26 protein-coding genes are annotated in these 26,990 nt (G+C 44.1%); 19 read left to right on the top strand and 7 right to left on the bottom strand.

All coding sequences use genetic code 11. From position 1 onward, the window contains the following. The first annotated feature begins 8 nt into the window (after positions 1-8). From IGI77_RS13845 to IGI77_RS13835, 3 genes are all read left to right on the top strand, one after another. A complete protein-coding gene (locus IGI77_RS13845) occupies positions 9-2,219 on the top strand; it encodes a helix-turn-helix transcriptional regulator (RefSeq protein WP_438770221.1) in 2,211 nt (736 codons plus the stop codon). A 193-nt stretch (positions 2,220-2,412) separates the two neighbouring features. Next, entirely contained in the window at positions 2,413-5,085 is a 2,673-nt protein-coding gene (locus IGI77_RS13840) for a beta-galactosidase (protein WP_438770220.1), read from the top strand. Further along, positions 5,057-5,896 carry a sugar phosphate isomerase/epimerase family protein gene (locus tag IGI77_RS13835; protein WP_010749858.1) on the top strand — a complete coding sequence of 280 codons (840 nt, stop codon included), beginning with the start codon at positions 5,057-5,059 and terminating at the stop codon, positions 5,894-5,896. Before IGI77_RS13840 ends, IGI77_RS13835 begins: the two co-directional genes overlap by 29 nt. A 279-nt stretch (positions 5,897-6,175) precedes the next feature. Here IGI77_RS13835 and add read toward each other — a convergent pair whose 3' ends face one another. From add to IGI77_RS13815, 4 genes are all read right to left on the bottom strand, one after another. After that, on the bottom strand, positions 6,176-7,192 hold the full coding sequence (gene add, locus IGI77_RS13830; protein WP_438770219.1) for an adenosine deaminase: 1,017 nt from the start codon (positions 7,190-7,192) through the stop codon (positions 6,176-6,178). 151 nt (positions 7,193-7,343) lie between these two features. Then, a complete protein-coding gene (gene ald, locus IGI77_RS13825; protein WP_081116086.1) occupies positions 7,344-8,450 on the bottom strand; it encodes an alanine dehydrogenase in 1,107 nt (368 codons plus the stop codon). Between the two features lie 148 nt (positions 8,451-8,598). Continuing rightward, positions 8,599-9,321: a C39 family peptidase gene (locus IGI77_RS13820; protein WP_438770218.1), complete on the bottom strand. Its 723-nt coding sequence runs from the start codon at positions 9,319-9,321 to the stop codon at positions 8,599-8,601. Between the two features lie 100 nt (positions 9,322-9,421). Next, positions 9,422-11,353 carry an ABC-F family ATP-binding cassette domain-containing protein gene (locus IGI77_RS13815; RefSeq protein WP_438770217.1) on the bottom strand — a complete coding sequence of 644 codons (1,932 nt, stop codon included), beginning with the start codon at positions 11,351-11,353 and terminating at the stop codon, positions 9,422-9,424. A 217-nt stretch (positions 11,354-11,570) separates the two neighbouring features. On the opposite strand from IGI77_RS13815, the gene IGI77_RS13810 reads away from it, so the two are divergent. Continuing rightward, positions 11,571-12,245: a redox-sensing transcriptional repressor Rex gene (locus IGI77_RS13810; RefSeq protein ID WP_005228549.1), complete on the top strand. Its 675-nt coding sequence runs from the start codon at positions 11,571-11,573 to the stop codon at positions 12,243-12,245. 92 nt (positions 12,246-12,337) lie between these two features. On the opposite strand, the gene IGI77_RS13805 is transcribed toward IGI77_RS13810, so the two are convergent. Further along, positions 12,338-12,700 (bottom strand): thioredoxin family protein, encoded by a 363-nt coding sequence (locus IGI77_RS13805; protein ID WP_015510225.1) that lies wholly within the window; start codon positions 12,698-12,700, stop codon positions 12,338-12,340. Between the two features lie 220 nt (positions 12,701-12,920). Here IGI77_RS13805 and IGI77_RS13800 point away from each other — a divergent pair, with 220 nt between their 5' ends. The 15 genes from IGI77_RS13800 (at position 12,921) to IGI77_RS13730 (ending at position 25,163) form a co-directional block, all read left to right on the top strand. Then, on the top strand, positions 12,921-13,868 hold the full coding sequence (locus IGI77_RS13800; protein ID WP_438770216.1) for a permease: 948 nt from the start codon (positions 12,921-12,923) through the stop codon (positions 13,866-13,868). Between the two features lie 3 nt (positions 13,869-13,871). Then, on the top strand, positions 13,872-14,702 hold the full coding sequence (locus tag IGI77_RS13795; RefSeq protein ID WP_438770215.1) for a TIGR03943 family putative permease subunit: 831 nt from the start codon (positions 13,872-13,874) through the stop codon (positions 14,700-14,702). 145 nt (positions 14,703-14,847) lie between these two features. Continuing rightward, the gene (locus IGI77_RS13790) at positions 14,848-15,114 is read left to right on the top strand and encodes an IreB family regulatory phosphoprotein (RefSeq protein WP_005228556.1); all 267 of its coding nucleotides are present in this window, start codon (positions 14,848-14,850) and stop codon (positions 15,112-15,114) included. Next, positions 15,114-15,545, top strand: coding sequence for a Holliday junction resolvase RuvX (ruvX, locus tag IGI77_RS13785; protein ID WP_005234242.1), 432 nt, complete (start codon positions 15,114-15,116; stop codon positions 15,543-15,545). The genes IGI77_RS13790 and ruvX overlap by 1 nt, the downstream gene beginning before the upstream one ends. A 22-nt stretch (positions 15,546-15,567) precedes the next feature. Continuing rightward, positions 15,568-15,885 (top strand): DUF1292 domain-containing protein, encoded by a 318-nt coding sequence (locus tag IGI77_RS13780; protein ID WP_005228559.1) that lies wholly within the window; start codon positions 15,568-15,570, stop codon positions 15,883-15,885. Between the two features lie 104 nt (positions 15,886-15,989). Then, positions 15,990-16,406, top strand: coding sequence for an NUDIX hydrolase (locus IGI77_RS13775; RefSeq protein ID WP_074535507.1), 417 nt, complete (start codon positions 15,990-15,992; stop codon positions 16,404-16,406). Positions 16,407-16,557: 151 nt separating this feature from the next. Further along, positions 16,558-17,661, top strand: coding sequence for an alpha-hydroxy-acid oxidizing protein (locus IGI77_RS13770; protein ID WP_438770214.1), 1,104 nt, complete (start codon positions 16,558-16,560; stop codon positions 17,659-17,661). A 177-nt stretch (positions 17,662-17,838) separates the two neighbouring features. Beyond that, entirely contained in the window at positions 17,839-18,465 is a 627-nt protein-coding gene (locus tag IGI77_RS13765) for a glycosyltransferase family 32 protein (protein WP_010749841.1), read from the top strand. 113 nt (positions 18,466-18,578) lie between these two features. Next, positions 18,579-19,088 carry a GNAT family N-acetyltransferase gene (locus tag IGI77_RS13760; protein ID WP_015510214.1) on the top strand — a complete coding sequence of 170 codons (510 nt, stop codon included), beginning with the start codon at positions 18,579-18,581 and terminating at the stop codon, positions 19,086-19,088. A gap of 122 nt (positions 19,089-19,210) precedes the next feature. Next, positions 19,211-20,053: a DUF368 domain-containing protein gene (locus tag IGI77_RS13755; RefSeq protein ID WP_015510213.1), complete on the top strand. Its 843-nt coding sequence runs from the start codon at positions 19,211-19,213 to the stop codon at positions 20,051-20,053. A gap of 258 nt (positions 20,054-20,311) precedes the next feature. After that, positions 20,312-21,763 carry an amidase gene (locus IGI77_RS13750; protein WP_438770213.1) on the top strand — a complete coding sequence of 484 codons (1,452 nt, stop codon included), beginning with the start codon at positions 20,312-20,314 and terminating at the stop codon, positions 21,761-21,763. Between the two features lie 12 nt (positions 21,764-21,775). Continuing rightward, positions 21,776-22,627, top strand: coding sequence for a transporter substrate-binding domain-containing protein (locus IGI77_RS13745; RefSeq protein WP_015510211.1), 852 nt, complete (start codon positions 21,776-21,778; stop codon positions 22,625-22,627). Beyond that, the gene (locus IGI77_RS13740; RefSeq protein ID WP_060792812.1) at positions 22,627-23,307 is read left to right on the top strand and encodes an amino acid ABC transporter permease; all 681 of its coding nucleotides are present in this window, start codon (positions 22,627-22,629) and stop codon (positions 23,305-23,307) included. Before IGI77_RS13745 ends, IGI77_RS13740 begins: the two co-directional genes overlap by 1 nt. Positions 23,308-23,583: 276 nt before the next feature. Then, complete coding sequence (locus IGI77_RS13735; RefSeq protein WP_438770212.1) at positions 23,584-24,222, top strand: GyrI-like domain-containing protein; 639 nt, start codon at positions 23,584-23,586, stop codon at positions 24,220-24,222. Then, entirely contained in the window at positions 24,219-25,163 is a 945-nt protein-coding gene (locus IGI77_RS13730; RefSeq protein WP_438770211.1) for an ROK family protein, read from the top strand. Before IGI77_RS13735 ends, IGI77_RS13730 begins: the two co-directional genes overlap by 4 nt. A 43-nt stretch (positions 25,164-25,206) precedes the next feature. Here the strand turns inward: IGI77_RS13730 and IGI77_RS13725 are convergent, their stop codons facing one another. Both IGI77_RS13725 and IGI77_RS13720 read right to left on the bottom strand, forming a co-directional pair. Further along, positions 25,207-26,406, bottom strand: coding sequence for an AI-2E family transporter (locus tag IGI77_RS13725; RefSeq protein ID WP_010749831.1), 1,200 nt, complete (start codon positions 26,404-26,406; stop codon positions 25,207-25,209). 202 nt (positions 26,407-26,608) lie between these two features. Next, positions 26,609-26,977, bottom strand: a complete 369-nt coding sequence (locus IGI77_RS13720; protein WP_005228593.1) for a PaaI family thioesterase — start codon at positions 26,975-26,977, stop codon at positions 26,609-26,611. Positions 26,978-26,990 lie beyond the last annotated feature (13 nt).

Raw genomic sequence — 26,990 nt, 5'->3', positions numbered from 1 at the left:
GTTTGGGAATGAAGTACTTTAAAACAGGCGGTTTTCATCGAAAACTGCAGCTAGCCAGTCTATGGATCGTCGTGCCGCTATTAGCCGTTGCAATCTTTTTGCATGCCTATTTGATCGGACCATTACAACGATCGTATCAAGAACTAAACAATCGCCAAGTCGAAGGAATCGTTAGTAACATCAACCAACAGTTCTCGCAGCTGGAAGTGACTTTAAGCGTTTGGGGGCAATCGTTTCAAAGGCGCTACCAAGAAGATTTATTGGAAACGACGAATTATCAGACGTTGATCCAGCTGTCGGAAGAATTGTTTTACTTAACCAATAGCTCCAATTATGTCAATCGAATCGGTATTTATTCGCTCGGAGAGGCGCCCTTTGGGATTGAAAGTGGCGGCACGTATGAATTAACGCTCGAGCAAACCAAAACAGCATTTGAACGCTATCGGATCGATAATGGTAGGCAGTATCAGTGGAAGATCATTGAAGAAGAGGATGAATTGTTTTTTGTACAAAACATTGATAGCCAAGGTGAAGATCAGCCTAAAATTTTTTTAGTTGCAACGATCGACGAGCAATCATTGTTAAAGTATTTTTATGATACTCAAATTGAAAATGGACTCGCAGCGATTTCCTTTAATCATGAGAGTTTTCGTTTTATTGGCGATCAGAACTTAGCGAATGTTATCCAACCGCTGAGTGAGGAGCATCAAGGAACCTGGGTCGAATCGATCAATGGCAATGATTATAGCATGATCGCCGTAAACAGTACGCGACTCAACCAAATATGGACATTTTATACCGTCGTTCCCTTAGCATTGATTACCGAACCAGTCACTCATTTGGCTAGAGTGCTGATCGTCGTAAGTATTCTTTTTATTGCTTGTGTGGCAGTCATGAGTCTCTTTTTGGCAAAAAAACAATACCAACCTTTTGAAAAAACGATGGATCAGCTCTTTGGCAATACCCAATGGAAAAAAGAAAACGATCTGGAGTTTTTGGTGGACCGTTGGCAACAATTAAGTCGGGAAAAAGGATTGCTACAAAATCAGGCGGAACGCTTTCAAGATTCGCTGAAGCGGCAAGTGATCCAACATTTGATGGAAGGGTATTATGGCTATTTGTCAGAGGAAGAATCGCAACAATTACTGCAGCAAAAAAACTGGCGCTTAAGTGACCAAGGGTATCGCCTGTTTTATTTCCAACTCAATGATCTATTAAGCAATCAAGCAAATTCACAAGATGAAACCCACATTTTGTTTGCGCTAGAAAACATTATAACGGATGTCACAGCCATGTTTTTCCCAGAATCAACCATCGTTTCGTCAAATGAAGGGCGGATTTTGGTTTTTGTGGTCAATCAAGAGCAGCAACTGACAGATTACTTCACGATGGTCACCAAGCAAATCAATTTGATCGTCTGCCGTTATGTCACCATCGTTAGTTCGCAACAAGAAACTGAGATTCGCAAGTTGCCTGAAGTTGCCCAACGTCTCAAAAAGCAAATCCATCTGCAACGGTTGATTCCCGAAAATCAAGTGCTTCAAGGAGAGAAAATGCGTCCGCTGCCGAAGTATTCTCTTTCGCAAGAAAACTTGATTTTAACAGCGCTGAAAAGTGGCTATCATGAAGAATTGCAACGAAGTGTCCAGCGGTTTTTGGAACAGGTCGTGGCAGAAAACAATCAACAGGCTGCGGTGATCTATGTGGTCAATCGACTGTACGATCAAGTCGATTACCTTTTAAATGAAAATGGTGTCTCACGAACGGATTATGTATCGAAAACGGTTGTTTTAGAACGAATCGAACGACTTTTGGACATCAATCAGATTCAAGCCTTTTTGTACCATCATTTCTTAAAGCCCGTCTCCATCCTCTGGCAAGAAAATGTCGCTAATTCTTATAGTGAAATGATCCAAAAAGTAGCGGAGTACATCCAATCTGATTTTCGCAATGAACAAATTTCGTTAGAATATGTTGCGGATCGTTTCGAAGTAGACCCAATCTTTTTGAGTAAGGAGTTCAAGCGTGCCAAGCAGGTCAACTTTATTGATTATTTAACCAACGTTCGCATCGTAGAAGCGAAACGGCAGTTGCTAGAAACCGATCATCAAATCAATGAAATCGCAGAAAACCTTGGGTATAATCCCAGTTACTTCAATCGTTTATTTAAAAAGTGCACGGGAATGACCCCAGGACAATATCGAAAAGGTCAGAGCTGATCACTGTTGGTTGCTGCGGAAAAGCTCGTATTTTCGCAGCTTTTGCTCTGATTTTTCTATGTTTTCGTCAGCCAATGTTTTGTATAATAGAAAAGAAAGCGATTTCTAATACAGCTTAAGTTCAGCAAGAAAACCAGCAGACTTGTCAAAGCTGTTGGAAATCTGATAGTAAATAGATGGAGGAAGAAAAGAAATGAAAATCGTTCTAGGCGGAGATTCAACCATGGCGGATTATCCCCTTGATCAACAGCCAATGATGGGCTGGGGACAAGCCTTACCAAGCTATCTACCCCCAGAAGTAAACGTACGCAATTTTGCAAAAAACGGCAGTACGACTCGTTCGTTTATCGAAGAAGGGTTGTTTGAGCAACTCCTGCAAGAAGTCGAACCGAATACAGTCGTCCTACTGCAATTTGGACATAATGACCAAAAAGAGAAAAATCATGTCACGATGGAGGCGTACATTGCTCATTTGACAGACATGATCCGTCAAATCAAAGAAAAAGCAGGAATCCCGATCCTGTGTACACCTGTTGAACGGCGGGTAGGAGAAGAGGGACGACTGGCGCATACGTTGTCAGCATTTTTACCTGTCTTAAGAGACCTTAGTCGAACGGAAGAAGTAGTTTTGTTTGATTTAAATCGCTATACCTATCATTATTATGACACATTAGGACTAGAAGCTTCCAAAGCACTCTTTGTTTGGTTAGCACCGAATGAGCACCCCAATTATCCTGCAGGTCTTGCAGATGATACCCACTTTTCAAAGCTCGGGGCGCATATGATCGCTCGCTATGTAGCGATTCGTCTACAGGCGTTTTTCCATGAGCAACCACTGTTTCCTGATATTTATTACGGCGCCTGCATGTATCCAGAAGTCTGGTCGGAAGAAATCATGCAAAGTGATAGTCACACGATGAAAACGTTGGGCATGAATTTTGCTAGAATTGGGGAATTCATGTGGCGCGACTTGGAGTCTCAACCTGGAGAATATGATTTTTCGTTGTTGGAACGTGCGCTAGAACAGTACCAAGCAAATGGCATCGATGTTTGCTTATGTATTCCAACTCCGACCCCACCCCGCTGGTTTACAAAACAGTACCCAGAAGCATTGGTCACTAACCAAGATGGAACGAAGATGCATCACGGCTCAAGACAGCATGTCTGTACCAACAACGAGGACTTTCGCCGTTATGCCTATCGTTTGACGAGAAAAATCGCTGAGATTGCCGAAAAACATGAAAATGTCGTTATGTTGCAATTGGACAATGAGTTTAAATGTCATGTCGATCTATGTTATTGTACGACGTGCCAAACGCGTTGGCATACGTATTTAAAAGACAGCTATCAATCCGTGACTAACCTCAATGAGTGTTGGGGAACGAAGGTGTGGAGTGAGTGGTATGACGCATTTGAGGATGTCGTCTTGCCGCTAACGACCCCATTTTTGCATAATTCTTCCTTGATAAATGCCTTTCGCCGTTTTACCACCGATACGTTGAATGAGTTTGCGCATGATCTTTGTCATTTTATCCGAATGGAGACCGCGTTGCCCATTACCCATAACTCCGCTTTTGGGTTTAACTTGCAAAATGATGAGCTATTTGCTGATTTAGATATTGCTGGGTTTGATACGTATGCACCGGCAGACAACTATCCAGCGTATACGATGAACTTGGATCGTTGGCGGAATGTCAAACCGCGCAACAAGGAAATGTTATTGTTAGAAACTTGTACTGCCAATGCAGGTCATATTGAAAATTATGCGGCACCTCGTCCTCATGGGTTTGTCACAAGTGAAGCGTTCATTGGCTATGCTGGTAATTTGAAATCCTTCTGCTTTTGGCATTTTCGTGGACATCGCTATGGTGTGGAGCAACCCCATAGTGCCGTGTTAACTGCTTGGGGAGAGCCAGATCGTGGGTATGAAGAGGTAGTTCGGATTGGCGAACTAAGACAACAGATCGCACCACTTTTAGCGGAAACGAAGTATGTATCGGCAAAAATAGCCATTATCTACTCGGATTACTCGAAACGTTTTTACACGATCGATCATGGGGGTGTTTATGATTATCGCAGCCTGTTTACCGAATTTTACGGCAGTCTGATTCGCCAAGGGATTCGTGTAGAAATCATTCAAGAAAATAGTCCGTTAGAAGAGTATGATGTTGTTCTTGCCCCATTTGTTCGTTGGATCAGTCCTACCTTGTTGAAAAAATTTGCCGCCTTTACTGAAGCAGGAGGCAAGCTGATTTTAGGCCCGATGACGGGGGATCGGACAAAAGAGCTGGCGTGGCCAGCGACGAATGGCTTAGATCGTTTAGGAGAATGGCTCGGGTTTGACCAAATCCAGCAGTTTACGGTGAAAGGACTGACTTATCAGCTAACCTATGACGGCCTAAAAGAACCTTTGGATCATTTGGTCACAGTTTTTCACTGCCCAGAAGATTGGGAAACAATCGGACGAGGGAATGACCAAACGCTACTAGCTAAGAAACAACTGGCTCAAGGAGAGATCATCTATTTAGGTGCGCTACCTAGCAATTTACCAGACAGTTTGATATGGCAGTCGTTTTGTCGCAAAGAACTTTTCCCTTATGAATCAGAGCGCCAGTTGATCAAATGTTCGGAAGGTGTGATGAAGTATCGTCGAGAGTCAGCGACCCATGTCCAACTCTGGATCAGTAACTTAGGGCTGACGACAGCTGATTTTACCTTACATCTACCCGGTTTCGAACGCTTATCAGGTGAAGCGCTGGCGCGCGGTAACCATAGGCTAGAACCTTATGAAAATTTGATTATTGAATGGGAAAAAATAGTAGAAAGCGAGGAGTCAGATGATTCATTTAGCCATCCGAGGGCATGACCTTTCAGGAGAATATACACCAAAGCAGTTAGCACAAGCGGTAGGTGCAAAGAAAATAAAAAACGTTCAGTTTGCCTTGAATGCGTCTTTTCCAGATCTAAGTGCTCCTGAAAAGATGAATCCAGGTATGGGGACCTTCTTCAAGAATGAATTCCAAGAACAAGGCGTTCAAATCGCTTTGTTAAGTTGTTATAGTAACTTGATTCATCCCGAACCAGAGGAACGAGAAAAAATCTTACAGAAATTTGAGCGCTATTTATTCCATGCCCGTTATTTTGGTGCCAGCATGGTGGCTTCAGAAACAGGCTCAGTCATTGCCGCGCTGGGATATAGCGAAGAGAATTTTTCGGATGAGGTTTTTGAAGACTTGATCCATGTGATCCAGCGACTCGTTCGAGTGGGAGAAAAATATCAAATCATGGTAGGGATCGAAGCCGGACTGAATCATCCGCTGTATTCGAATCAGCGCATCGCCGAGCTGATTGAACGTGTTCCTTCTGATTATTTAGGGATCATTTACGATCCAACGAATTTGATCACCGCAAAAACGGCTGCTGATCAAGTCGCATTGGTAGAAGAAGCATTTACTCTTTTCGGAGAGAAAATCGTCTGCTTGCACCTAAAGGATTTTCAACTCTCGGGAGAAGAAGTGATCCCTGTCCCATTAGGCGAAGGACAAATACGGTATCCAGAAATTTTACAGCTTCTGATCAAACACAAGCCATACTGTTACGTGGTGCTAGAAGAAACAAAAGATGCTGGGATCGATCGTGCGGTGGCGTTGATTGAAGGCTTAGATTTAAAAAATTAGCTGGGGGCTTGTGTAGATGATTGTGTAAGAGAACACGGGAGTAGTTTTCTTGTTTTCTTAAAAAACGCTGGCATTGAATGCAAATTTTATCTAGCATAGAAAAGTTGTTTATGATGAGATTTCATCTAAACAACTTTTTTATTTTTATAAAAATAGAAAATGTGAGGTAAGGTGGGGTTAACACGGATCGATCGGCTCTTCTTTGCGTGAAGGAAAGAAAGTTGAACGTTTTGGAAATAAAACATGGACGCCAGTGGGGATCACTAGCGTCCATGTTTATTAGAATTGCCATTCTTGAATTTTTTTCAAGAGTACCGCTTTGTCGGCAGCTTCCGCAAAGGAATGCTGAGCGGCAGTTTCGTTTAAGAAGCGCATCTCTGATTCGGACATGTCGCAATGATGAGCCATTTGCAGGTATTCATTGGTCAATGTCGTGTTTGAGACCGTTCGGTTATCGGTGTTCAAACAAAAAGGGACCTTGGCCTCCAGCCATTCTCTTAATGGGTATGCCGAGTATGTGGGAATCGCACGCGTATGAACATTGCTGGTAGGACAGCCTTCGATACAGCGATTTTGTTCTCGAACAAACGCTTGGGCAGTGTGATCTCCTTTTAAGGCGATGCCGTGGCCAATCCGTTGCGCACCGCTTTCGATGGCTTGATAAATGTTTTGCACACAGCCGCATTCGCCTGCATGTAAGGTCAGCTGGACACTTTGGTTCTTGAGGAACACTTGATAGCTGGCAGCTAAATCAGGGACGTACCCGTCTTCTTCTGGACCTGCCAGATCAATGCCGACGACTTTTTCATCGGTAAGAGCGATCGCTTCATCAAAAATCGCCGTAATAGCTGGTAGGTCTTCTTGACGCATCCCAATGATCAAAACATTGCCTTTGATTGGGTAGCGCTCTTCTGCTCGTGCGATGCCTTCGATCACGGCTTGGATGGTCTGGCTGCAAGTGAGTCCTTTGTCCATCGATAAGCTGGGGGCAAAGCGGATCTCAATATAAGCGACCCCATCTTGAGCGGCTTGTTCCATCACGTCATAGGCGGCAGCTGCTAACGCTTCTTGTGTTTGCAAATACGGCCGAACGAAATCAAAGCAGCGAAGATAATCCCTCAGGTCATGACAATCTTTGGGGGCTTGCATCTGTGCTTTCACAGCTTCTATGTCTTGCTCGATCGGTAGTTCTTGCTGATTGGCGATGGCGATCAATGTTTCTGGACGAATGGAACCGTCGAGGTGGCAGTGAAGTTCTACTTTGGGAAATGCTTGGATTTGTTGTTGAGTAAGCACAGTGTTCCTCCTGTCTAGGTCGAATTTTTTTAAGTATGAATATAGCATACTTCCAAAGCCCATGCTACCCAAAAAAGGAAATTCTCATAGAAAGCAAAACAGCAGCCGCGAATTACTTGTGCGGCTGCTGGTTTTATTGTGGGAGAGTGGCTCAAATCAATTCCGATAGATCGGTAAAAGGCAATGACAGATCGTGAGCGGCTTCTTTTGAAGTAAATGCGCCCTCATAAGCGATGACCCCTTTGGCAAGTGCCTGATTTTCTCGCAACGCTGCTAAAGGATCGTTCGCTAGCTGCTGGGCATACGGTAAGGTGGCAATGCTCAATGCGATGGTTGCCGTTTGCGGCACAGCACCTGGCATATTCGCCACTGCATAGTGAATAACTTCTTCCCGGATATAGGTTGGCTCGTCGTGGGTGGTGACTTTGTCTTCGGTCTCAAAAATTCCGCCTTGGTCAATGGCAATATCGACGATCACGGATTTTTCAGGCATCTGTTTCACCATGTCGCGGGTCACTAAGCACGGAGCTTTTTGTCCTGGCAATAAGACGGCTCCTACCACCAAGTCTGCGGATTGGATCGTTCGTTCGATATTCAAGCGATTGGAATACAAGGTTTGGACTTGACCAGAAAACTGTCGATCCAGCTCTTGTAAGCGTGGGATCGAAACGTCTAAAATCGTTACTTGTGCGCCCAGACCTACGGCGACTCTCGCGGCATTCTCACCGGCAACGCCACCACCAATGATCGTTACCCGACCTTGACGGACGCCGGGAACACCTGAAAGCAGGATCCCTTTTCCGCCATATATTTTTTCGAGAAATTGTGCGCCGATTTGAACAGACATTCTTCCAGCGATCTCACTCATAGGCGATAGCAGAGGCAGGGTGCCGTTCGCCAGCTGGACGTTTTCATAAGCAACAGCGATCACTTTGCTGTCGATCAACGCTTGAGCAAGCTGTTGATTGGCGGCTACGTGGAAATAGGTGAATAAAACCAGTCCCTCATGCAAAAAGGGGTATTCTTCTGGTAAAGGTTCTTTGACTTTCATAACCAATTCAGAGGCCCAAACCTCTTCAACGGTAGTAATCGTAGCGCCGACTTCCTGATACGCTTGATCAGAAAAGGTTGATCCTGCACCAGCGCCTTGTTCAACGAAGACTTCGTGTCCGTCTTGGACTAACTCATAGACTCCCGAGGGCGGCAATGCCACACGATTTTCATTGTTCTTGATTTCTTTTGGGATACCGATTTTCATAGACTTCACACCTTTCTTTCTTCCATTATAATAGAAAGCGGATTCCCAAGGGGAGATAAAATGGTTTTTTTATTAAAAAAGTAAGATCCAGTTGCTGCCTACGCCACGACAAAGAAAAAAGCCCCGAAAGGGGACTTTTTTCGATCAATCAGCTGAAGGTCCAAAAACGTAAGCTTTGATTAGCGATTTCATCTAGTGTGTAATAGATAGCGTAATGGGATTTTTCTGGATCATCATTGGGATCTAAGACAAACACTTGATCGTCCATCATTCCACCTAAGACCATAATATGGCCGCCATCTGTAAATTCCCCTGGAGTCACAGAAACGATGACCGGATGATTTTGTTGCAAGTAAGCTTCAACGCTGGCTAGATCTGTGCCAAGATCATAATAGTTGTAGCCGTTTGCATCGGCAAAATCAGAAAAAATCCGCCAGTCCGTTCCTTGGCCGTCAACGTAATAATGATCTCCTGCCCAATCGAGGACTTCCAGTGGCGAAATGGGATAGCCTTCAAGATAGGATTGAACCATCGCAAGAGAAGCAATCGCACAGCCGTTTTCTGCTAAGGTTTGGCTGCCGTCATTGCCATAGGATCTATCGGCCCAATCTTCGTTCGTCTGCAAGAAAATCGGTGTCGTGATGTCCATTTCCCATAAATAAGCATTGATGTCATCACTAAAGATAGCCTGAGAATAAACATATTCGTCGTCATAACTCTCATCATAGGCAACGACGGTATGCACGTGTTCGGACACCTCTCCGTACAACACGTGATGAGAGATTCGATTGAACCCTATCCAAATCAACACCAATCCTGCCAAAACAACCATTGGCCGACGCTTTCGATAAACATCTGTCTGTTTTTGCATTTTTCCCTCCTTGTTTTACGAATCGTACGTATTCATCCTGTTCTTTTAAGTAAAACAAAGGAGGGGGCGCTTGTCATCGGCCTACAGACCGATTCCTCGATCAGCTGTCAAATGCTTCTAGTTCTAAGCTAGTATTTTCCCATGCTTCTAGTAGAGCTTCTTGTTCAGTGCGGGCTTGTTCTAACGCTTGATTCAACGCGGTCAATTTGACATGATCATTCAACGCATCTGGTGCGGTCATGTCTTGTTCCAGTTGTTGGATCGTTTCTTCTATTGCGGCAAGTTCTTCTTCGATTTGGGTGACTTTTCGCTGTAAGGTTCTAACGGCTTTTTGCTGTTCCTTGCTTTGGACAAAGTTTTGCTTGCCCGCTGAGAGGGTGGTTTCGGTTGTTTTTGCTTCCAACATCGCTGCGATCTCAGCTTCTTCTTGTTTCTTTTCTAAATAATAATCGTAATCGCCGAGATAGAGCTTGCTGCCGTTTTCAGACAGTTCCACGACCTTGGTGGCGATTCGATTGATAAAGTAGCGGTCATGAGATACGAAGAACAAAGTGCCTTCATAATCGATCAGGGCATTTTCTAAGACTTCTTTGCTGTCGATGTCTAAATGGTTGGTTGGCTCATCCAAAATCAAGAAATTGTCATGGTCCATGGCTAATTTTGCCAAAGCGACACGGGCTTTTTCGCCACCGCTTAACAGCGTGATCGGCTTTTCAACATCTTCTCCCGAAAATAAGAAGCTGCCTAATATATTGCGAATCTCGACTTCAGGTGTGGTACTGTGGTCATCCCAAAGCTCATTAAGGATCGTTTTGGTTGAATGCAGATCGGATTGGGTTTGGTCATAGTACCCGATTGAGACATTGGCGCCAAAATGGACCTTTCCTTGAATAAAGGGGATTTTATGAATCAGCGATTTCAGTAAGGTTGATTTGCCGATCCCATTCGGTCCTACTAAAGCGATCGCATCTTTGCGCCGAACATCTAAGTCGATGGGCGCCGATAAGACTTCTTCTTCAGAATAACCGATAGCGGCATTTTCTACTTGCATCACAACATTTCCTGAAGGCTTTTCAATAGAAAAAAGGAAGTGAGCGGATTTTTCATCTCCTTGCGGGCGATCCAGCCGGTCCATTTTCTCTAATTGCTTACGGCGACTTTGCGCGCGTTTGGTGGTAGACGCACGGACAAGGTTGCGGGCAACAAAGTCTTCCAGTTTATTGATTTCTTCTTGCTGCTTTTCAAAGGCTTTCCATTCACTTTGCAGCTGTTCCGCTTTCAGGGTCAAATAGCGGCTGTAATTGCCTTTGTAGTGGCGCATTTTTTGGCGACTCAGTTCGTAGACTTCGTTGACGACTTTGTCTAAGAAGTAACGGTCATGGGAAACGATCAGCAACGCACCGGCATATCCTTGCAGATAGTTTTCCAACCAAGATAACGTTTCGATGTCTAAATGGTTGGTCGGTTCATCGAGGATCAAGATATCAGGTTTTTGCAGTAGCATTTTTGCTAATGCCAAGCGGGTTTTTTGACCACCAGAAAGGGTATTGATGGCTTGCGTGTAAAAAGAAGGATCAAACTGAAAACCGTGCAAGACGGAGCGAATCTCATTTTCATAGCCATAGCCGTTTTTTTCTGCAAATTCATGTTGCAATTGGTCGTATTCTTTCAGGAGATTGCCAGAGTCAGCAGCAGGATCTGCTTCGGAGATGGCGATCTCTAAGGCACGCATGCGCTGCTCCATCTCACGAACCGTTGCAAAAGCTCCCAGCATTTCTTCCCAAACAGTGGCCTGACTATCAAGTCCGGTATCTTGAGCTAAGTAGCCCATCGTAGCGGTCTTGTTTTTAGCGATCGTTCCTTTATCAGGACTTTCGAGTCCAGCAATAATTTTCAGTAGCGTTGATTTACCAGCACCGTTGCGCCCAACAAGCGCGATTCGGGAATTGCTGGCAATCTCTAATTGGATATTTTCAAATAAAACCTCGGCTCCGAAAAGACGGGCGATTTGGTTGGCTTGTAATAAAATCATGTGTATGTCATTCCTATCTTTAAGAAACTTGTCTGTATCAAGGTTGCAATACTACAAGTCTATCATATTTTAGGGGAAACGGCGATTGGGAAAAAGTTTGATTTTACCATTATAAAATTTATATTTCAAATTATGAGCATTCAAATTGATTTTTGAACAATGTATTTGTTATGATAGCTTCATCACAAGTGAATTTTTCACAATGGGGGAGTATTCTTTGAAAGATCATCAAATTCCAAAGGCAACAGCGAAGCGATTGCCTTTATATTATCGTTACTTGCGTATTTTGCACCAAGCTGGCAAATTAAAAGTTTCTTCGACCGAACTAAGTGAAGCTGTTCAAGTTGATAGTGCGACGATCCGCCGCGACTTTTCCTACTTTGGTGAATTAGGAAAACGCGGCTATGGCTATGACGTTGAAAGCTTGATGCAGTTCTTTGCGAAGACATTGAACGAAGACCACATGACGAATGTAGCTTTAGTCGGTGTCGGAAACTTGGGGAGCGCCTTGTTGAAATACAAATTTCACCAAAGCAACAGCATTCGGATCAGTGCCGCATTTGATGTCAACGAAGATCTAGTTGGTCGAATCGTAGATGGTGTGCCGGTCTATCCAATGGATGACATGAAGGAACAAGTGAAGATCCAGCAGATCGATGTGGCTATTTTGACGGTTCCCGCACAACATTCACAAGATTTAGTGAACGAGCTTGTGAAAGCTGGCATTAAAGGAATCTTGAACTTTACACCTGCACGGATCACTGCACCAAAAGGCGTGCTGATTCAAAACGTTGACTTAACCAATGAATTGCAAACATTGATTTATTTCTTGCATTCAGGCAACGTCTTGTCCCATGAAGAACCAGTAGAAGAACCATCACTAAGCGAATAATCGCATCACATAAATAGGAATCAGCAAAACAGCTGCCAGGTCGTAGTATATACAAGGATCTGACAGCTGTTTTTTGCTTTCATTCACTGAACTTACTCGTCTAACTGGTCAAAAAGTGATTCGTAGGAATCTTGCTCTTCAACGCTTGTGAGCGCTTCTTGATACCGCAAGATTTGTTGAGTCAAACGTGTGAAATCGATGATGCGGGCTTCACGATGCACTTCTTTCCCATTCGCGAACAAGAGGACGACGGGAACCGTCAAGACCGAAAATAAACTGGCTGCTTCTGGCTCTGCCAGCGTGTTGATGGTAAATAGGGGGAGTTGCTGGGTTTGTGCCAGTTTTTGGATGCGTGGTTTGTCTGCAACACAAATACTGCAATTCGGTTGAGAGAGATAGAGTAGTGCCAACGGTTGTTGGGCGAGCTGCTCTTGGATCGGTTGATTTTTTTGCATAAGTCATTCCTCCATGGAAAATGTACGCTGTTCTTGAGGAAAAGTCAAAATATCTGCTAGCAGCTGATCGCTTAGGTGAGTAAGAAGGATTCAAAGATAAGGGAAATCTAAAGCAACGATTAAAAAAATAGGCTGCTTTAAAAAAAACGTTGTATAAAAAAAGGAAAAAACGTATAGTAATTCCAGCGTTTCGAATTTATTGATAAAGAAGGTTAAAGTTATGTTTCAGGCATTACCGAATTCTGTCCTGCAAATGAGTGTTATTTTTTTATCTATCGTCATTGAAGCCTTGCCGTTTGTCCTATTGGGCTGCTTGATCTCAGGCGCCTTACAAGTCTTCTTGACGCCAGAAAGAGTCACGAGACTCTTACCAAAAAACAAATTGGCATCGATCACAGTTGGTTGTGGTCTGGGGGTCTTTTTTCCTTCCTGCGAATGTGGGATCGTACCGATCGTTAATCAGTTCGTAAAAAAAGAGGTGCCAGTGTATACGGCGTTTGCCTTTATGCTGACTGCACCGATCATCAATCCTATCGTGATTTTTTCTACATTCATTGCCTTTGGAAATTCCGCGAAGTTCGCCTTTTTGCGTGTACTGGGCAGCTTATTGGTCGCGATGGTCGTGGGGATCTGGCTGGCGTATTTTAACAAACAAGAGATCTTAAAAACACGGCTTGCCAATCAATTAAGTGGTGGGAATGAGCAAGTAGCTCACCCACACCTTCAGGGGCATGATCACGCCCACCATCAAACGGAAAAGAGCAGTCATCCGCTTCTTCGGCAGATTCGTCATTTGCTGCAGCATAGTTTGGATGAGTTTTTCGATACTGGGCGTTATTTGATCATTGGTGCGTTGATCGCCTCAGCGATGCAGACCTATCTGCCAACTGGTTTGATGCTGACATTAGGCTCCACGAAGCTGTTAGCGGTCTTCGTCATGCTGCTGTTAGCATTAACGTTATCCCTATGTTCCGAAGCAGATGCCTTTATCGGCTCTTCGTTGTTGAGTTTATTCGGCACTGGACCAGTCGTCGGTTTCCTGGTTTTTGGTCCAATGGTAGATATTAAAAACCTGTTGATGATGAAGCGGTACTTTTCGGGGCGTTTTATCGCTTCTTTAGTTGGTTTAGTCGCAATCGTCGTTTCAATTTATGCATGGGTGGTGTAAAGAATGGTTCGTTTTTTGATCTTATCAGGCTATTTTGAATTGATGATGTATTTGCAAGTGACGGGTAAACTCAATCAGTTTATCAACATTCATTATCGCTATCTCGCTATTTTATCCATGATCATTTCTTTATTATTGGCTTTGGTCCAGCAGTATTTTTGGGTCAAACAAGAGCCCGAGCATCATCATGACGATGAGCACCAGCATGGATTAGAGAAAAAACACCAACGAGTGATTGCGTATTTTCTATTAGCCTTACCGATCATCGTGGGTCTCTTTTTCCCCACCGTTAGCTTGGATACGACGATCGTTGAAGCAAAAGGGTTTAATTTCCCCCTAAGTGAAGAATCTGTGGGGGATCCAGAAATGACGACCCAATATCTGAAACCCGATACAAGTCTTTATTTTAACAAAGAAGATTATGACACTCAGATGGATGCAGCGTTGGCACGTTACGCCAAAGATGAGACGATTGCGGTAACGGAAGAAAATTACTTGGAAGTCATGGAGTTGATCTATACGTACCCGAGCGAATTTATTGGCAAGAAAATCACCTATGATGGATTTGTGTACCATGCAGATCAAGATGATGCCAATGAAATCTTTTTGTTTCGTTTTGGCATTATCCATTGTGTGGCTGATTCAGGCGTTTTTGGCTTGCGAGTGGAATTACCGCAACAAACAACGGCAGAAAATAACCAGTGGCTCCACGTGGAAGGGACGATCCAATCGAAGTACTATCAACCCTTCAAACGGGACTTGCCGATGGTGGTAGCAGACCAAGAGAAGACGATTGAAGCACCAGAAAACCAGTATGTCTATCGCGCTTTCTAGCTTTTTTTAAGAAAGTTCATAAAAACATCATAAACCTTTGTTATAATGGAGAAAATCTAAGCATATGTTTGTAGTTTTATCAAACGTTTAGTACAATATAGTAGGAACATATGCTAAAATCTATACAAAAGAGAGGTGTCGTGAAATGGGTTTTACAGATGAAACAGTTCGCTTTGATTTTGATGATAGCCGTAAAAAAGAAGTCAGCGAAACATTAGCTATCGTCTACCGAGCATTAGAGGAAAAAGGATACAATCCGATCAATCAAATCGTCGGTTATCTCCTTTCTGGCGACCCGGCTTACATTCCTCGTTATCGGGATGCCCGGAATTTGATTCGTCGTCACGAACGGGATGAGATCATGGAAGTTCTGATCCGTTATTATTTAGGCAATCACGGGATCAACCTATAATGAGAATCATGGGATTGGATGTTGGTTCGCGGACAGTCGGCGTGGCGGTCAGTGACCCAATGGGCTGGACAGCACAAGGGATCGAGATCATTCGCATCAATGAAGATGAAGGCAATTTCGGTTATGATCGACTTGCTGAATTGGTGAAAGAATATGAAGTCTCACGTTTTGTGGTAGGACTACCTAAAAATATGAATAATACGATCGGACCTAGAGCGGAAGCTTCTATGGCTTACGGCGCAGCGATCGAACAGCAATTCGGTTTGCCGGTCGTTTACCAAGACGAACGTCTGACGACCGTTCAAGCAGAACGAATGCTGGTAGAACAGGCGAATACATCGCGTGCCAAACGAAAAAAAGTGATTGATAAATTAGCAGCAGTCATGATTTTGCAGAATTATTTAGATGGTGCTGGGAAACAGCTGTTTTAATTTACAGAAAAGAGGAAAATAAATGTCAGAACATACACACGATCATAACCACGATCACGATCATGAAGGACATGAACACATTACTTTAATCGATGATCAAGGAAATGAAACCTTATACGAAATTCTATTAACGGTTGACGGTACGGAAGAATTCGGCCGCAACTACGTCTTGCTTTATCCAGCAGGCGTACCAGAAGAAGAAGACGTTGAATTACAAGCGTACGCTTATATTGAAAACGAAGACGGTTCTGAAGGTGAATTAGAACAGATCGAAACAGAAGCAGAATGGGATATGATTGAAGAAGTCTTCAACACATTCATGGCGGAAGAAGAAGAGTAATAAGTTGCAAGTGCTGACCCTTTCCATAAGGGATCAGCACTTTTTTTGATTTAACGACTGTTTATTTTAGAAGCATGTCTGCTTTTTTGAAAGGAATGAGAAAAATGAGTAACGTAACGATATTCGAGCTTGAAAAGATCGCAGAAGAGCAGCTAGTTTTTGCCGTGATCATCAGCAAGTACCAAGAAAAGTTCGTCTATGTCAAACACAAAGAACGAGACACATTGGAGATCCCTGGAGGCAAGCGAGAACTAGGAGAAAGCATCACAGAGTGTGCTGCCCGTGAATTAAAAGAAGAAACAGGCGCTAAGCACTTTACCCTAGAGCCGTTATTTATCTATGGGGTAGAAAAAGACGGGGAGACCGATTACGGCTTGGTGTTCGAAGCCCAGATCACGGACTTGCAGGATGAATTGACCTCAGAGATCGAAGCAATCTATGTAATGGCAGAGCCGCCTGCCAACTGGACATATCCAACGATTCAGCCGTTGTTGTTGGCAGAATATTTCTCACGAACATAAAAATAATTCAGCCAGCTCAAATGGATGGCTGTCTTAAGTTGAAAAGTAAAAGCAGCGTGTTGAGTAGGAGTGAGCGAATGAGTTGCGTGATCCTGCAATCAGGCGTAGGATAAAAATGTAAACGTTATCTTATTGGAGAGTAGGGAAAGGCATGGAAAAAATTTATCAAGCAAGTACCGCAGAAGGAGCAATCGATTTTATCAATATGCGCGATTTGGAGATCGCGGCAGAGGAAGTGATTCCTAAAGGTGGGTATGGCTATATCAGCAGTGGTGCGGGGGATACTTTTACCTATCAAGAAAATGAACGCGCCTTCAATCACAAATTGATCATTCCTCATGTCTTAAAGGACATTGAATTACCGGACACAACGTTGTCCTTTGGCGGTGATACGTTGTCAGCGCCAATCATTATGGCGCCTGTTGCCGCCCACGGCTTAGCAAATGTTGCGGCAGAACAAGCGTCAGCCAAAGGGGTTTCACGTTTTGGCACGATCTATACGGCGAGTTCGTATGCCTCTTGTACGTTGGAAGAAATCCGAGCAGCTGGTGGTCAAGAAGCGCCGCAGTGGTTCCAATTTTATATGAGTAAAGACGATGGCATCAATAAAGACATCTTGGCGATGGCAAAACGCAATGGCGCCAAAGCGATCGTTTTGACCGCAGATGCAACTGTGGGGGGCAATCGAGAAACGGATCGCCGCAATGGCTTCACCTTTCCGTTGGCAATGCCGATCGTTCAGGCCTATCAATCAGGGATCGGACAAACGATGGATGCCGTTTACGGCTCCTCAAAACAAAAATTAAGTCCCCAGGATGTCGCTTTTATCGCCAAAGAATCTGACTTGCCAGTTTATGTCAAAGGGGTGCAATCAGAAGAAGATGTGGAACGAGCTTTAGGGGCAGGTGCACAAGGGATTTGGGTCTCAAATCACGGGGGACGCCAATTGGATGGTGGTCCAGCTTCCTTTGATTCCTTACAGATCGTGGCTGAAGCAGTGGCAGGTCGGGCGCCGATCGTCTTTGATAGCGGGGTACGGCGAGGACAGCATGTCTTTAAAGCGATTGCTTGCGGAGCAGATCTAGTGGCGATCGGCCGCCCAGTGATCTATGGGTTGGCTCTAGGTGGTGCTACCGGTGTTCAACAAGTCTTTGATTTCTTCAAAAAAGAATTGGAGATGGTCATGCAGCTTGCAGGGACGCAAACGGTGGCAGATATTAAAAAAGCCGTTTTACGGGACAATCGCTATTTATAAGTAATCCCTCAAAAAGGCGCTAGAATCGCTGATTCTGGTGCTTTTTTTAATGGATTTTTCTGATCATGCCCAGGAGCAGGAGCAACTGCTTTCTCTGAAAAAAGTGTATATGATTTTGAAACAATTGCAAAATCAGCTACACTTAAAAGAGACCAATAAACTAAAGGAGAGAGATTGATGATTCCAAAAATTATTCATTATTGCTGGTTTGGCGGCAATCCATTAGGTGAACAAGAAAAGAAATACATGGATACCTGGAAAAAATATTGTCCGGATTATGAGATCAAACGTTGGGATGAATCAACGATCGACCTTTCAAAATTCGGTCCTTATCTAAAAGAGGCCTATGACCAAGAAGAATGGGCCTTTGTGTCAGATGTGGTTCGTTTGTATGCGTTAGTGACAGAAGGCGGTATTTATATGGATACCGATATCGAGGTGGTCAAACCTTTAGATGAGCTCTTGACACTGGAGGCATTTATGGGCTTTGAGATCGAAACCAAGATTTCTACTGGGATCATTGGAGCGGTGCCGCATCATCCCTTTATGGAAGAATGGTACCACGATTACGATGACCGAAAATTTGTCCGGGCAGAAAAAACGGAAGATGTCGTCACCAATGTGATCCGAGTGACGGAACTGTTGCAAAACCACGGATTAGAATTGAATAATCAACGACAAACCGTTAAGGGTGTAGAAATCTTCCCGCAAATGACGTTTTCACCAAAAAGCTATATCACTGGTGAGGTCGAGGAAGATCCGAGTACGATGGTGATCCATCAGTTTTCTGGCTCTTGGTTATAAAAGAGTAAGTCTATGAAAGGACGGACAGTGGGGAAAGCTGTCCGTCCTTTTTGCTTTTGCAAGGGATGATGGAGATGTGATAGAATAGCTTGAAAAAATGAGGAGGCGTTTTGATGGCTATCAAACGATGTACTTTGGCAGATTTAGAAGAATTGGGAGAAATCAGCGTATCCACCTATTACGATACATTTGCTCCTTTCAATACGGAGGAAAATACTCGTATCTATCTAGAAGAAGCCTACAATCTGCCGAAACTGACCCGAGAGTTAGAAAATCCGCAATCGGCGTTTTATTTTTTACAAGAAAATGATCAAACCGTAGGATATATCAAACTTAACTGGGGTGAGGCGCAAACGGAAGCGATTGCCCCAGAGGGGTTGGAAATTGAACGAATCTATATCAAAAAAGAACATAAGCGCAGAGGCTATGGCAAAACACTGCTGCTGTTTGCTCAAGAGACCGCTAAAGAGCTGCAGAAAAAGTCGATCTGGTTAGGCGTTTGGGAATTTAACGACAATGCGTTGGCTTTTTATCATACGATGGGCTTTGAAAGAGTTGGCAGTCACTCCTTTTTTATGGGGGATGATGAGCAGACGGATTTCTTGATGCTGAAAGAACTTTGAATTCTGCCTTTGTATGAGGAATTAGAAATTACTTTCCATTTTTTTGGCAATCAAGTATAGTTAAAGGGATTGATGAAAAAAGAACGATTGGTGAAAACCATCGCTAAGGAGAGCAATTGTAAATGGAAAAACAGAGAAACGAAAGTATTTTGTCACGTTTTCTTAAAGGCGTGGTGATTGCCTTGGGCTTTATCTTGCCTGGTGTTTCAGGTGGCGTATTGGCAGCCATCTTAGGCATTTATGAGCGGATGCTGCGCTTTATGGCACATCTGACGAAGAATTTTAAAGAGAATCTCCTCTTTTTCCTGCCAGTAGGGATCGGGGGAATCGTAGGGATCGGGCTTTTATCAAAGCCATTAGAGTGGCTGCTGCAAAACTATCAAATCATCGTTTTGTGGGGCTTTGCGGGGGCAATTATTGGGACGTTACCAGCACTTGCTAAAGAATCGACCTTGAAAAGCAAACGGACAACCGGCGACCTGCTTTGGTTCTTCGGCAGTATGGTCATCGGCTTCTTGTTCCTCTATTTTATGGGCGATATCTTAGGAACGATCCCTGCCAATTTCATAGGTTTCGTGATCGCCGGCGGTCTGATCGCGTTAGGTGTTTTGGTTCCTGGCTTGAGTCCTTCAAACCTTTTGCTCGTTTTGGGACTTTATGATCCGATGTTGAAAGGCTTTAAGAGCTTTGACATCATGGGGGTCTTTCTACCGATCGCCATTGGCGGCTTGGCAGTGATGCTGCTGTTTTCGAAATTGATGGAGTGGCTATTGACCCATTATCATTCAAAAGTCTATCACTTCATTTTAGGGATCGTTATTGCCTCAACGATATTGATCGTGATTCCTCCGGTGGCAAACTATAGCGGCTTTACTTGGGTAACGGCTGTCATCGGAATTATCTTGTTTGTCTTGGGGGCTTGGTTAGGTCTTTGGATGAGCAAGCTGGAAGAAAAATACAAGTAAATCAAAACGGCACATCGTTTGGCGATGTGCCGTTTTTGTTAGGTAATGATTCGGGCAGCTAAGAAGAAGCGTTGGTCGACAGCTGGTAGTAAAAAGATGGGAACGTTTGATAACGATATGATACAGGTTTAAAAACTGTTCTATTTTTGTTGAAAGATTTCTTAGTGTTTGGTATATTGTAGTCTATATAAAGAAGAATTTTTCATGTGTTACAGTTTAGATAATTGTTTGAGGGTTTGAGGAAAAGGAGGGGCAAGCATGCAAGATGCGACCTATTGGGCGGAACAATTGCGGCAAGGAAAAATCAGTTTTGCAGAGCGGGTGGCGATGATCGAAGAAAAAGTCAATCAACAAAATCCGCTTTTGAATGCGCTTGTAACATTTGATCCGCAAGCAGCGATCCAGCATTACGAGCAGCATCTTCAAAAAACGGTTTTTGGGGGACAACCCATGCCGTTAAAAATACTCGGCCAAACCAAAGCAGGGTGGCCAGCAACGTCAGGAGCCAAACTGTTTGCTAAAGCACGAGCCAGCCGCACGGCACATTTTGTCTCTCGTTTAGAAGAGGCAGGCTTTGTGCCGTTAGGGCAAACCAATGCACCAGAATTTGGATTCAAAAATATCACTGATCCAACATTGTATGGGCCTACACGTAATCCGTGGAATCCTGCCTATTCAGCTGGTGGTTCCAGTGGTGGTGCGGCAGCGGCAGTGGCTTCGGGGATGTTTCCGATTGCGGGTGCCAGTGATGGCGGCGGATCGATCCGCATTCCAGCATCCTTTAGCGGATTGATCGGTTTGAAGCCAACCCGTGGCACGATGCCAGTGGGTCCTAGTGAATGGCGCAGCTGGCAAGGCGCTTCTATCAACTTTGCGTTGACGCTTTCCATGCGTGATACGGAACAGTTGTTTTATGCGTTGCGGACGTCACAGCCGACAGCCCCTTACCAGGCACCGCAAATAGAATGGCATCATCAGCAAGCGAGTCAAAAACCGCGGTTGAAGGTTGCTTTTACTACCGCATCGCCGACCGGTGGCCAAGTGTCTGAAACTGCCATCCAAGCAGTCCGAAGTGCAGCCGCATTTTTAGAAAAGCAGGGGCATGAAGTCGTTGAAGTGGGCTATCCAGTGGATGGTCAGCAAATGATGACCACCTATTACGCCATGAATGGCGGCGAAACAGCTGCGATGTTTGCTGAGATCAATGCTGCTCGTCAAGTACCGGTCAGACGGGAAGAGATGGAATTGATGACCTGGGCACTTTACCAATATGGCAAAAAACTGCCTGCCGCCGATTACGTTCTTGCCTTGCAGTGGTGGGATCAATTGGCAGAAAAAATGGAAGAAGTCTTTTCAACCTATGATCTCTTTTTGACCCCGACGACGGCTTATCCAGCCCCTTTGATTGAGGAAGACTTACAAAGCGATAGCATTCGCCAAAGACTGCATGAGATCGAATCGCTTGGAAAAAGTGCTGCGGGTGAGTTGATCGAAGAAATGTTTGCCAAGAGCTATGCTCTGACACCTTACACTCAATTAGCCAATTTAACGGGGCAGCCAGCCATCAGCTTGCCAACTGCTCTTAGCGAGGAAGGGTTGCCGCTAGGGGTCCAATTTATGGCGTCTAAAGGCAGAGAAGACCTACTTTTCCAAGTCGGCTATTTATTTGAAACACAGCAACGATTTCTGTTGCCAAAACAAGGAAACTAAGAGGAGGATATTATGAAACAAGTTAGAAAAGGGAAAATCGTTGCAATGGTTGGCTTTTTAGGTTTATTTGCGGGGGTCCTGTTAAGTGCCTGCAGCAAACCAACGGAAGAAGACACCAGTCTAAGTAAGGTAGAAGAAGCCAAAACATTGGTTGTTGCTACTTCGGGAACCTTGTATCCATCGTCTTACTATAACGATGAAAATGAATTAGTGGGCTATGATGTCGATGTGGCAAAAGAAGTCGCCAAACGATTAGGCGTAGAGATCACATTTAAAGAGTACAATGTCGATGGACAAGTTTCTTCTTTAACACGTGGAGAAGCCGATTTTGCTGCTAACGATTTTGGTTTGACGGATGAACGGGCGGAAAAATTCAGTCTCTCAACGCCTATCAAATACTCGTTCGATAGTATGATCGTGCGAAAAAGTGATGACTCTGGGATTGCTTCTTTAGAAGATTTGGATGGCAAAAAAGCTGCTGGTGAACCGAATACCAGCTACATGCGCTTAGCGGAATCCTATGGGGCAGAATTAGTGACTTACGACAACGCAACGAATGATCAGTATTTGACAGATGTTGCGAATGGTCGAACGGATGTGATCTTGAATGATTACTATTTGCAAAAAATGGCAGTCGCTGCTTTGCCAGATATCCCTGTAAAAATTTTGGAAGATGTCTACTTTAATCCGAATGAAACGGGCTTCTTATTCGTGAAAGATCATCAAGCATTACAGGAAAAAGTGGATGCTGTTTTAGCAGAAATGAAAGAAGACGGCCGTTTAAAAGAACTTGCGGAAACGTATTTTCAAACCGATATTTCAGTAAAATCTGATCAAGCGATCCAAACGGTTGAAACAGACTAATGTATATTCCAACCCTTGATTTGCCGTTGATGTGGGAGTCATTGCCCTATTTGCTGTCGGGCTTGTCCTATACGGTCGGCATTGCTGTCGTTTCGTTTCTAGGAGGCAACGTATTAGGGATCACACTCACCTTCTTAGGGATGTTGGAAAATCCATTCATTAGAGGGTTCGTGCGGGGCTACCTCTCATTTCTAAGAGGCGTCCCAGCGTTGGTCTTGTTGTTCCTACTGTATTTTGGCTTGCCTTATCAATTGTCGGCGCTCAGTGCTGCGATCATCTGTTTTACATTGACCAGCAGCGCATTTATCGGGGAAATCTACCGAGGATCAATTGCTGGTGTGGATCGTGGGCAATTTGATGCTGCCTATGCGTTAGGGTTATCCTTTACGAAAACGATGCGTCTGATTATTTTGCCGCAAGCCTTTCGTATTTCTGTACCGGCATTGAGTAATGTGGCAATGGATTTGTTGAAAGGAACCTCCTTGGCAGCAATGATCACGATTCCTGATATTTTTCAAAAAGCTAAGATCGTTGGCGGACGAACCTTTGATTATATGTCCATGTATGTGCTAGTTGCCATCATCTATTGGCTGTTGTGCATTTTGATTGAAGCCGGGCAAAAGCGATTAGAACAACATTTTTCAAAACGCTTTGCCGCTAATGAGGCTGTAAGACAATAAAAAAAGAGCCGAGGCTCGATCACTGCAGAAATCACTCTCTTCTTGAATTGATTTCTGCAGTTTTTGTATTTGAAAAGATAGAAGAAAGGAGATTGCCATAGTAAAACAATGAGCAAAGGCAAGGAAGATAGAGAAATTTCTGTAATGTCAAACTAGTTTCAGTATGAAAATGGTGCTGACCAAGTTATTTTCCTTCACTTAAACAGCCTATATTTCATTCGGTCGGCTCAAGTGATTCATGGTAAAATAAAGAAAAGCAAATCGAGGAGGGTCCTTATGAAGTATGAATGGCGCAAACTAGAAAAAGAGCTCTATCTTCCCAAAAAACCAACAGTGATCGAGGTGCCAACGTATCAATTTATCAGTTTAAGCGGCAGCGGCAATCCGAATCGACCTGAATTCAGCGAAGAGATCGCCACTTTATATACGATTTCTTATTCACTCAGGATGGGATTAAAAAAAGGGGCTTTTGGCAATGAACCCTTTGAATACACGGTCTTTCCTTTAGAAGGTGTGTGGACCTCTCTGACAAAGCCAGACGGTGCCGTCAACAAAGAAGAATTGATCTACAAAATCATGATTCGCCAACCAGAACCAGTCACGGAAACACTGTTTCAAGAACAGCTCTTGGCCGTCAAAGAGAAGAAAGACAATCCAAATCTAGAAAAGCTCATCTTTGAGCGCTATGAAGAAGGATTGTGCCTGCAAGCGATGCATACAGGCTCTTTTGACACTGAAGCGGAAACCTTTGCGAAAATGAAGGAGCTGTTAAAACAAGAACAGTTAGTGATCCGTCCAACGATGGACACGTTCCAGCATCGAGAAATCTATTTGTCTGATCCGCGAAAAGTTTCACCAGATAAAGCCAAAACCGTCCTGCGATGGGCAGTAGAAGCAGAGGGTGGGATTCAGTGAATAAAAACTATTTAAGCATCGACATCGGCGGCACGAAAATCAAATCGGCTGTCATTGATCGCTCGGGGAATATTCTGACACGAGGACGGATGGATACGCCGAAAAATCTTACGGAATTTCTGACAGGGATTGAAACGATCGTTGAAGACGTTCATGGGAGCATTCGGGGCATTGCTGTTAGTACTCCAGGAAAAGTCAACCCAGAGACAGGGACGATCTCGTTTGGCGGGGCATTGCCTTTTTTAGATGGAGTCTCCTTAAAACAGCTGCTGGCAAAGTACCAAGTGCCGCTGGCTGTGACCAACGATGGCAAGGCAGCCGCATTAGCTGAATGGTGGCTAGGAAACCTTAAAGGGATTCAAAATGGGGCTGCCATAACATTAGGTACTGGTTTGGGTGGTGGTGTGATCGTTGAAGGAAAACTGATCCAAGGTGCACATTTTCAAGCAGGGGAATTAAGTTTTCTACTAAATGCCACTAAGAGAAGCGGTGCTCCAGAAAACGCTGAGCAACCAAATAATCAGGGATTGACCCTGCAGCAATTGGCAGGTTTTAGCGGTTCAGCGGTCGCCATGATCCGTCGCAGCGCCCAACTGCTAGGCTTAGCTGATCTTGCGGATGGCGAAGCAGTTTTTGGCGCTATCAATCAAAAAGAGCCACGGGTCTGGGCGCTGTTTACAGCGTATTGCCGAGAAATTGCGTGTGTCATACTCAATGTTCAAGCCGTGATCGACTTAGAGCGCTTCGTGATTGGTGGTGGCATCAGTGCCCAAGCGATCGTGGTGGAAGAAATCGACCGTCAGTATCAGCAACTGCTGGCTAGTTTACCGATTTTGCAGCAGACCTTGACGAAGCCGGAGATCCAAGCCTGCAAATTTCAAAATGACGCCAATTTATTAGGGGCGCTCTATCATTTCTTTTTGGAACATGAGATGAAATAAAATAGAAAAAAACTGCCGCGAACCAACGATTCGCGACAGTTTTTTAGGCTTTTTTCTTGGTGCCTTTGTCTTCATCACCTAGGTAATCTTTGCTAGTGAAGGCACTGTGGAAGTATTTGCCGTCTTGACCGTAATAGCGGTTGTAGCGCTGCTTGAATTTGCGGAACACGTAAACGACAAGAACTTTTAGCAGACAATAAATCGGGATTCCGAAAATCACCCCAACGATCCCCATCAAATCACCCATCACTAATAAAACAACCAGAATCGTAATAGGATGGATTTTCAATCGGTCACCCATCACACGGGGCACGACTAAATCGCCATGAAGCAGCTGTACAGCAAACCAAGCAATCAAAAACTTAACCAACATCCCCGTAGAGTCTTGTGCGGCAATGAAAAGCCCTGGGAAAAAGACGATAAAAGGTCCAATATAGGGGATGATGCAAAGCAGACCAGCAGCGATCGCCAGAATACTGGCATACTCTAGGCCGATCAAGAGGAAAACGACCCAATAGATCGCCCCTAAAATCAGGGATGAAATGATTTGTCCTTTCAAAAAAGCACCGACTTGTAAGTCAGAGATCTTGACGATTTCATTAAAGTCTTTGCGAAAACGCGGTGGTACTAATGAGAGGACCGAAAAATAAAACTTGTTTGGGTTACGCAATAAGAAAAAGGCAATGATCGGTCCAGTAAACAAAGCAATGAACAAGGTCGAAATGGTTGAAAACAAACTGCTGAGCCCAGCGGCACCAGTTTGCCAATAGTCTCCAATAAAACTCATGATATTACTGGTGATATTTTGTAGTGTGTCTGTAATTTGTGCCATCTCATCTTGAAATGGGGTATTTTCTAAAAAGGCGGTCGCGTTTTTCTCAAAGTCACTGACCAAACTTGGTAAGCTATTGATCAGATCGGTGGTTTGCTGCTCCAAAATCGGATAAAGCTGGAAACCAGCAAAGACGATCAACAAAAGAATCAACAGATAGATCCCAGCAATCGAAGCACTGCGGGGAATTTTTTTCGTTTCCAATTTATCGACCACCGGATTAAACAGATAGTAAAGGATCAGCCCAAATAAAAAGGGTGGGATAATAGCTGTAAGAATGGCTGAAAAGGGTGTAAATAAAAAAGAAATCTGATTTAGCAAAAAGACAGCAACTGCCGACAAGATAATCAGTCCTAAGACATAATAGCTTGTTTTGCCGCCTAAAAAGTGGATCAATCGGTTATTTTTCATAATAAGCCTCGCTTTCTTAGCTACATTATAACGAAAGACCCCTATTCTGTAAAAAAACAACGTACCTTTCGAAAAAACCGCGCTCACATTCTCAATATCTTTATAATGAAAGAATATCTTTAATAAGGCGTTGACTGGTGACCTCTTTCTTCAAAACAGACCAAAAAACGCTCCCGTGAGCACAATGCAGGAGCGTAAAGGATTATTTGCGCACAGTCGTTAAGGTGCAGCGCCCAACGGCAGTTTTTAACCCGCTAGCTAACCAAATAGTGGCTTGCCAAGTTTGGATACGAGCGCCGATACGATCAGGACTAGCTTCTACAATCAGGGTTCCTTCTTGGGCGGCGGCTAGATGGTTGACTTGCAGGTCAACGCCGGCGGCAAAGGCTTCTTCTTGAGCCAAAGCTTGATTGGCACCGATGCTGCAGGCGGTCTCGATCAAAACACCGTTAATGCCACCGTGAACGAGACCAAAAGGCTGTTTGTGCTGCGCTTTGATCGGCATCCGTAAACGAACAAAATCGGCTGTTGCTGCTTCTACTTCGATTTCTAAGGCTTCCAGTAAATTCATTTTTTGCTCCTTT

This window comes from Enterococcus sp. DIV0213h (assembly GCF_051711285.1).
GTDB lineage: Bacteria > Bacillota > Bacilli > Lactobacillales > Enterococcaceae > Enterococcus_D > Enterococcus_D casseliflavus.
Note: the sequence above shows the minus strand (reverse complement) of the source record. Positions and strands in the feature narration are given on the sequence as shown.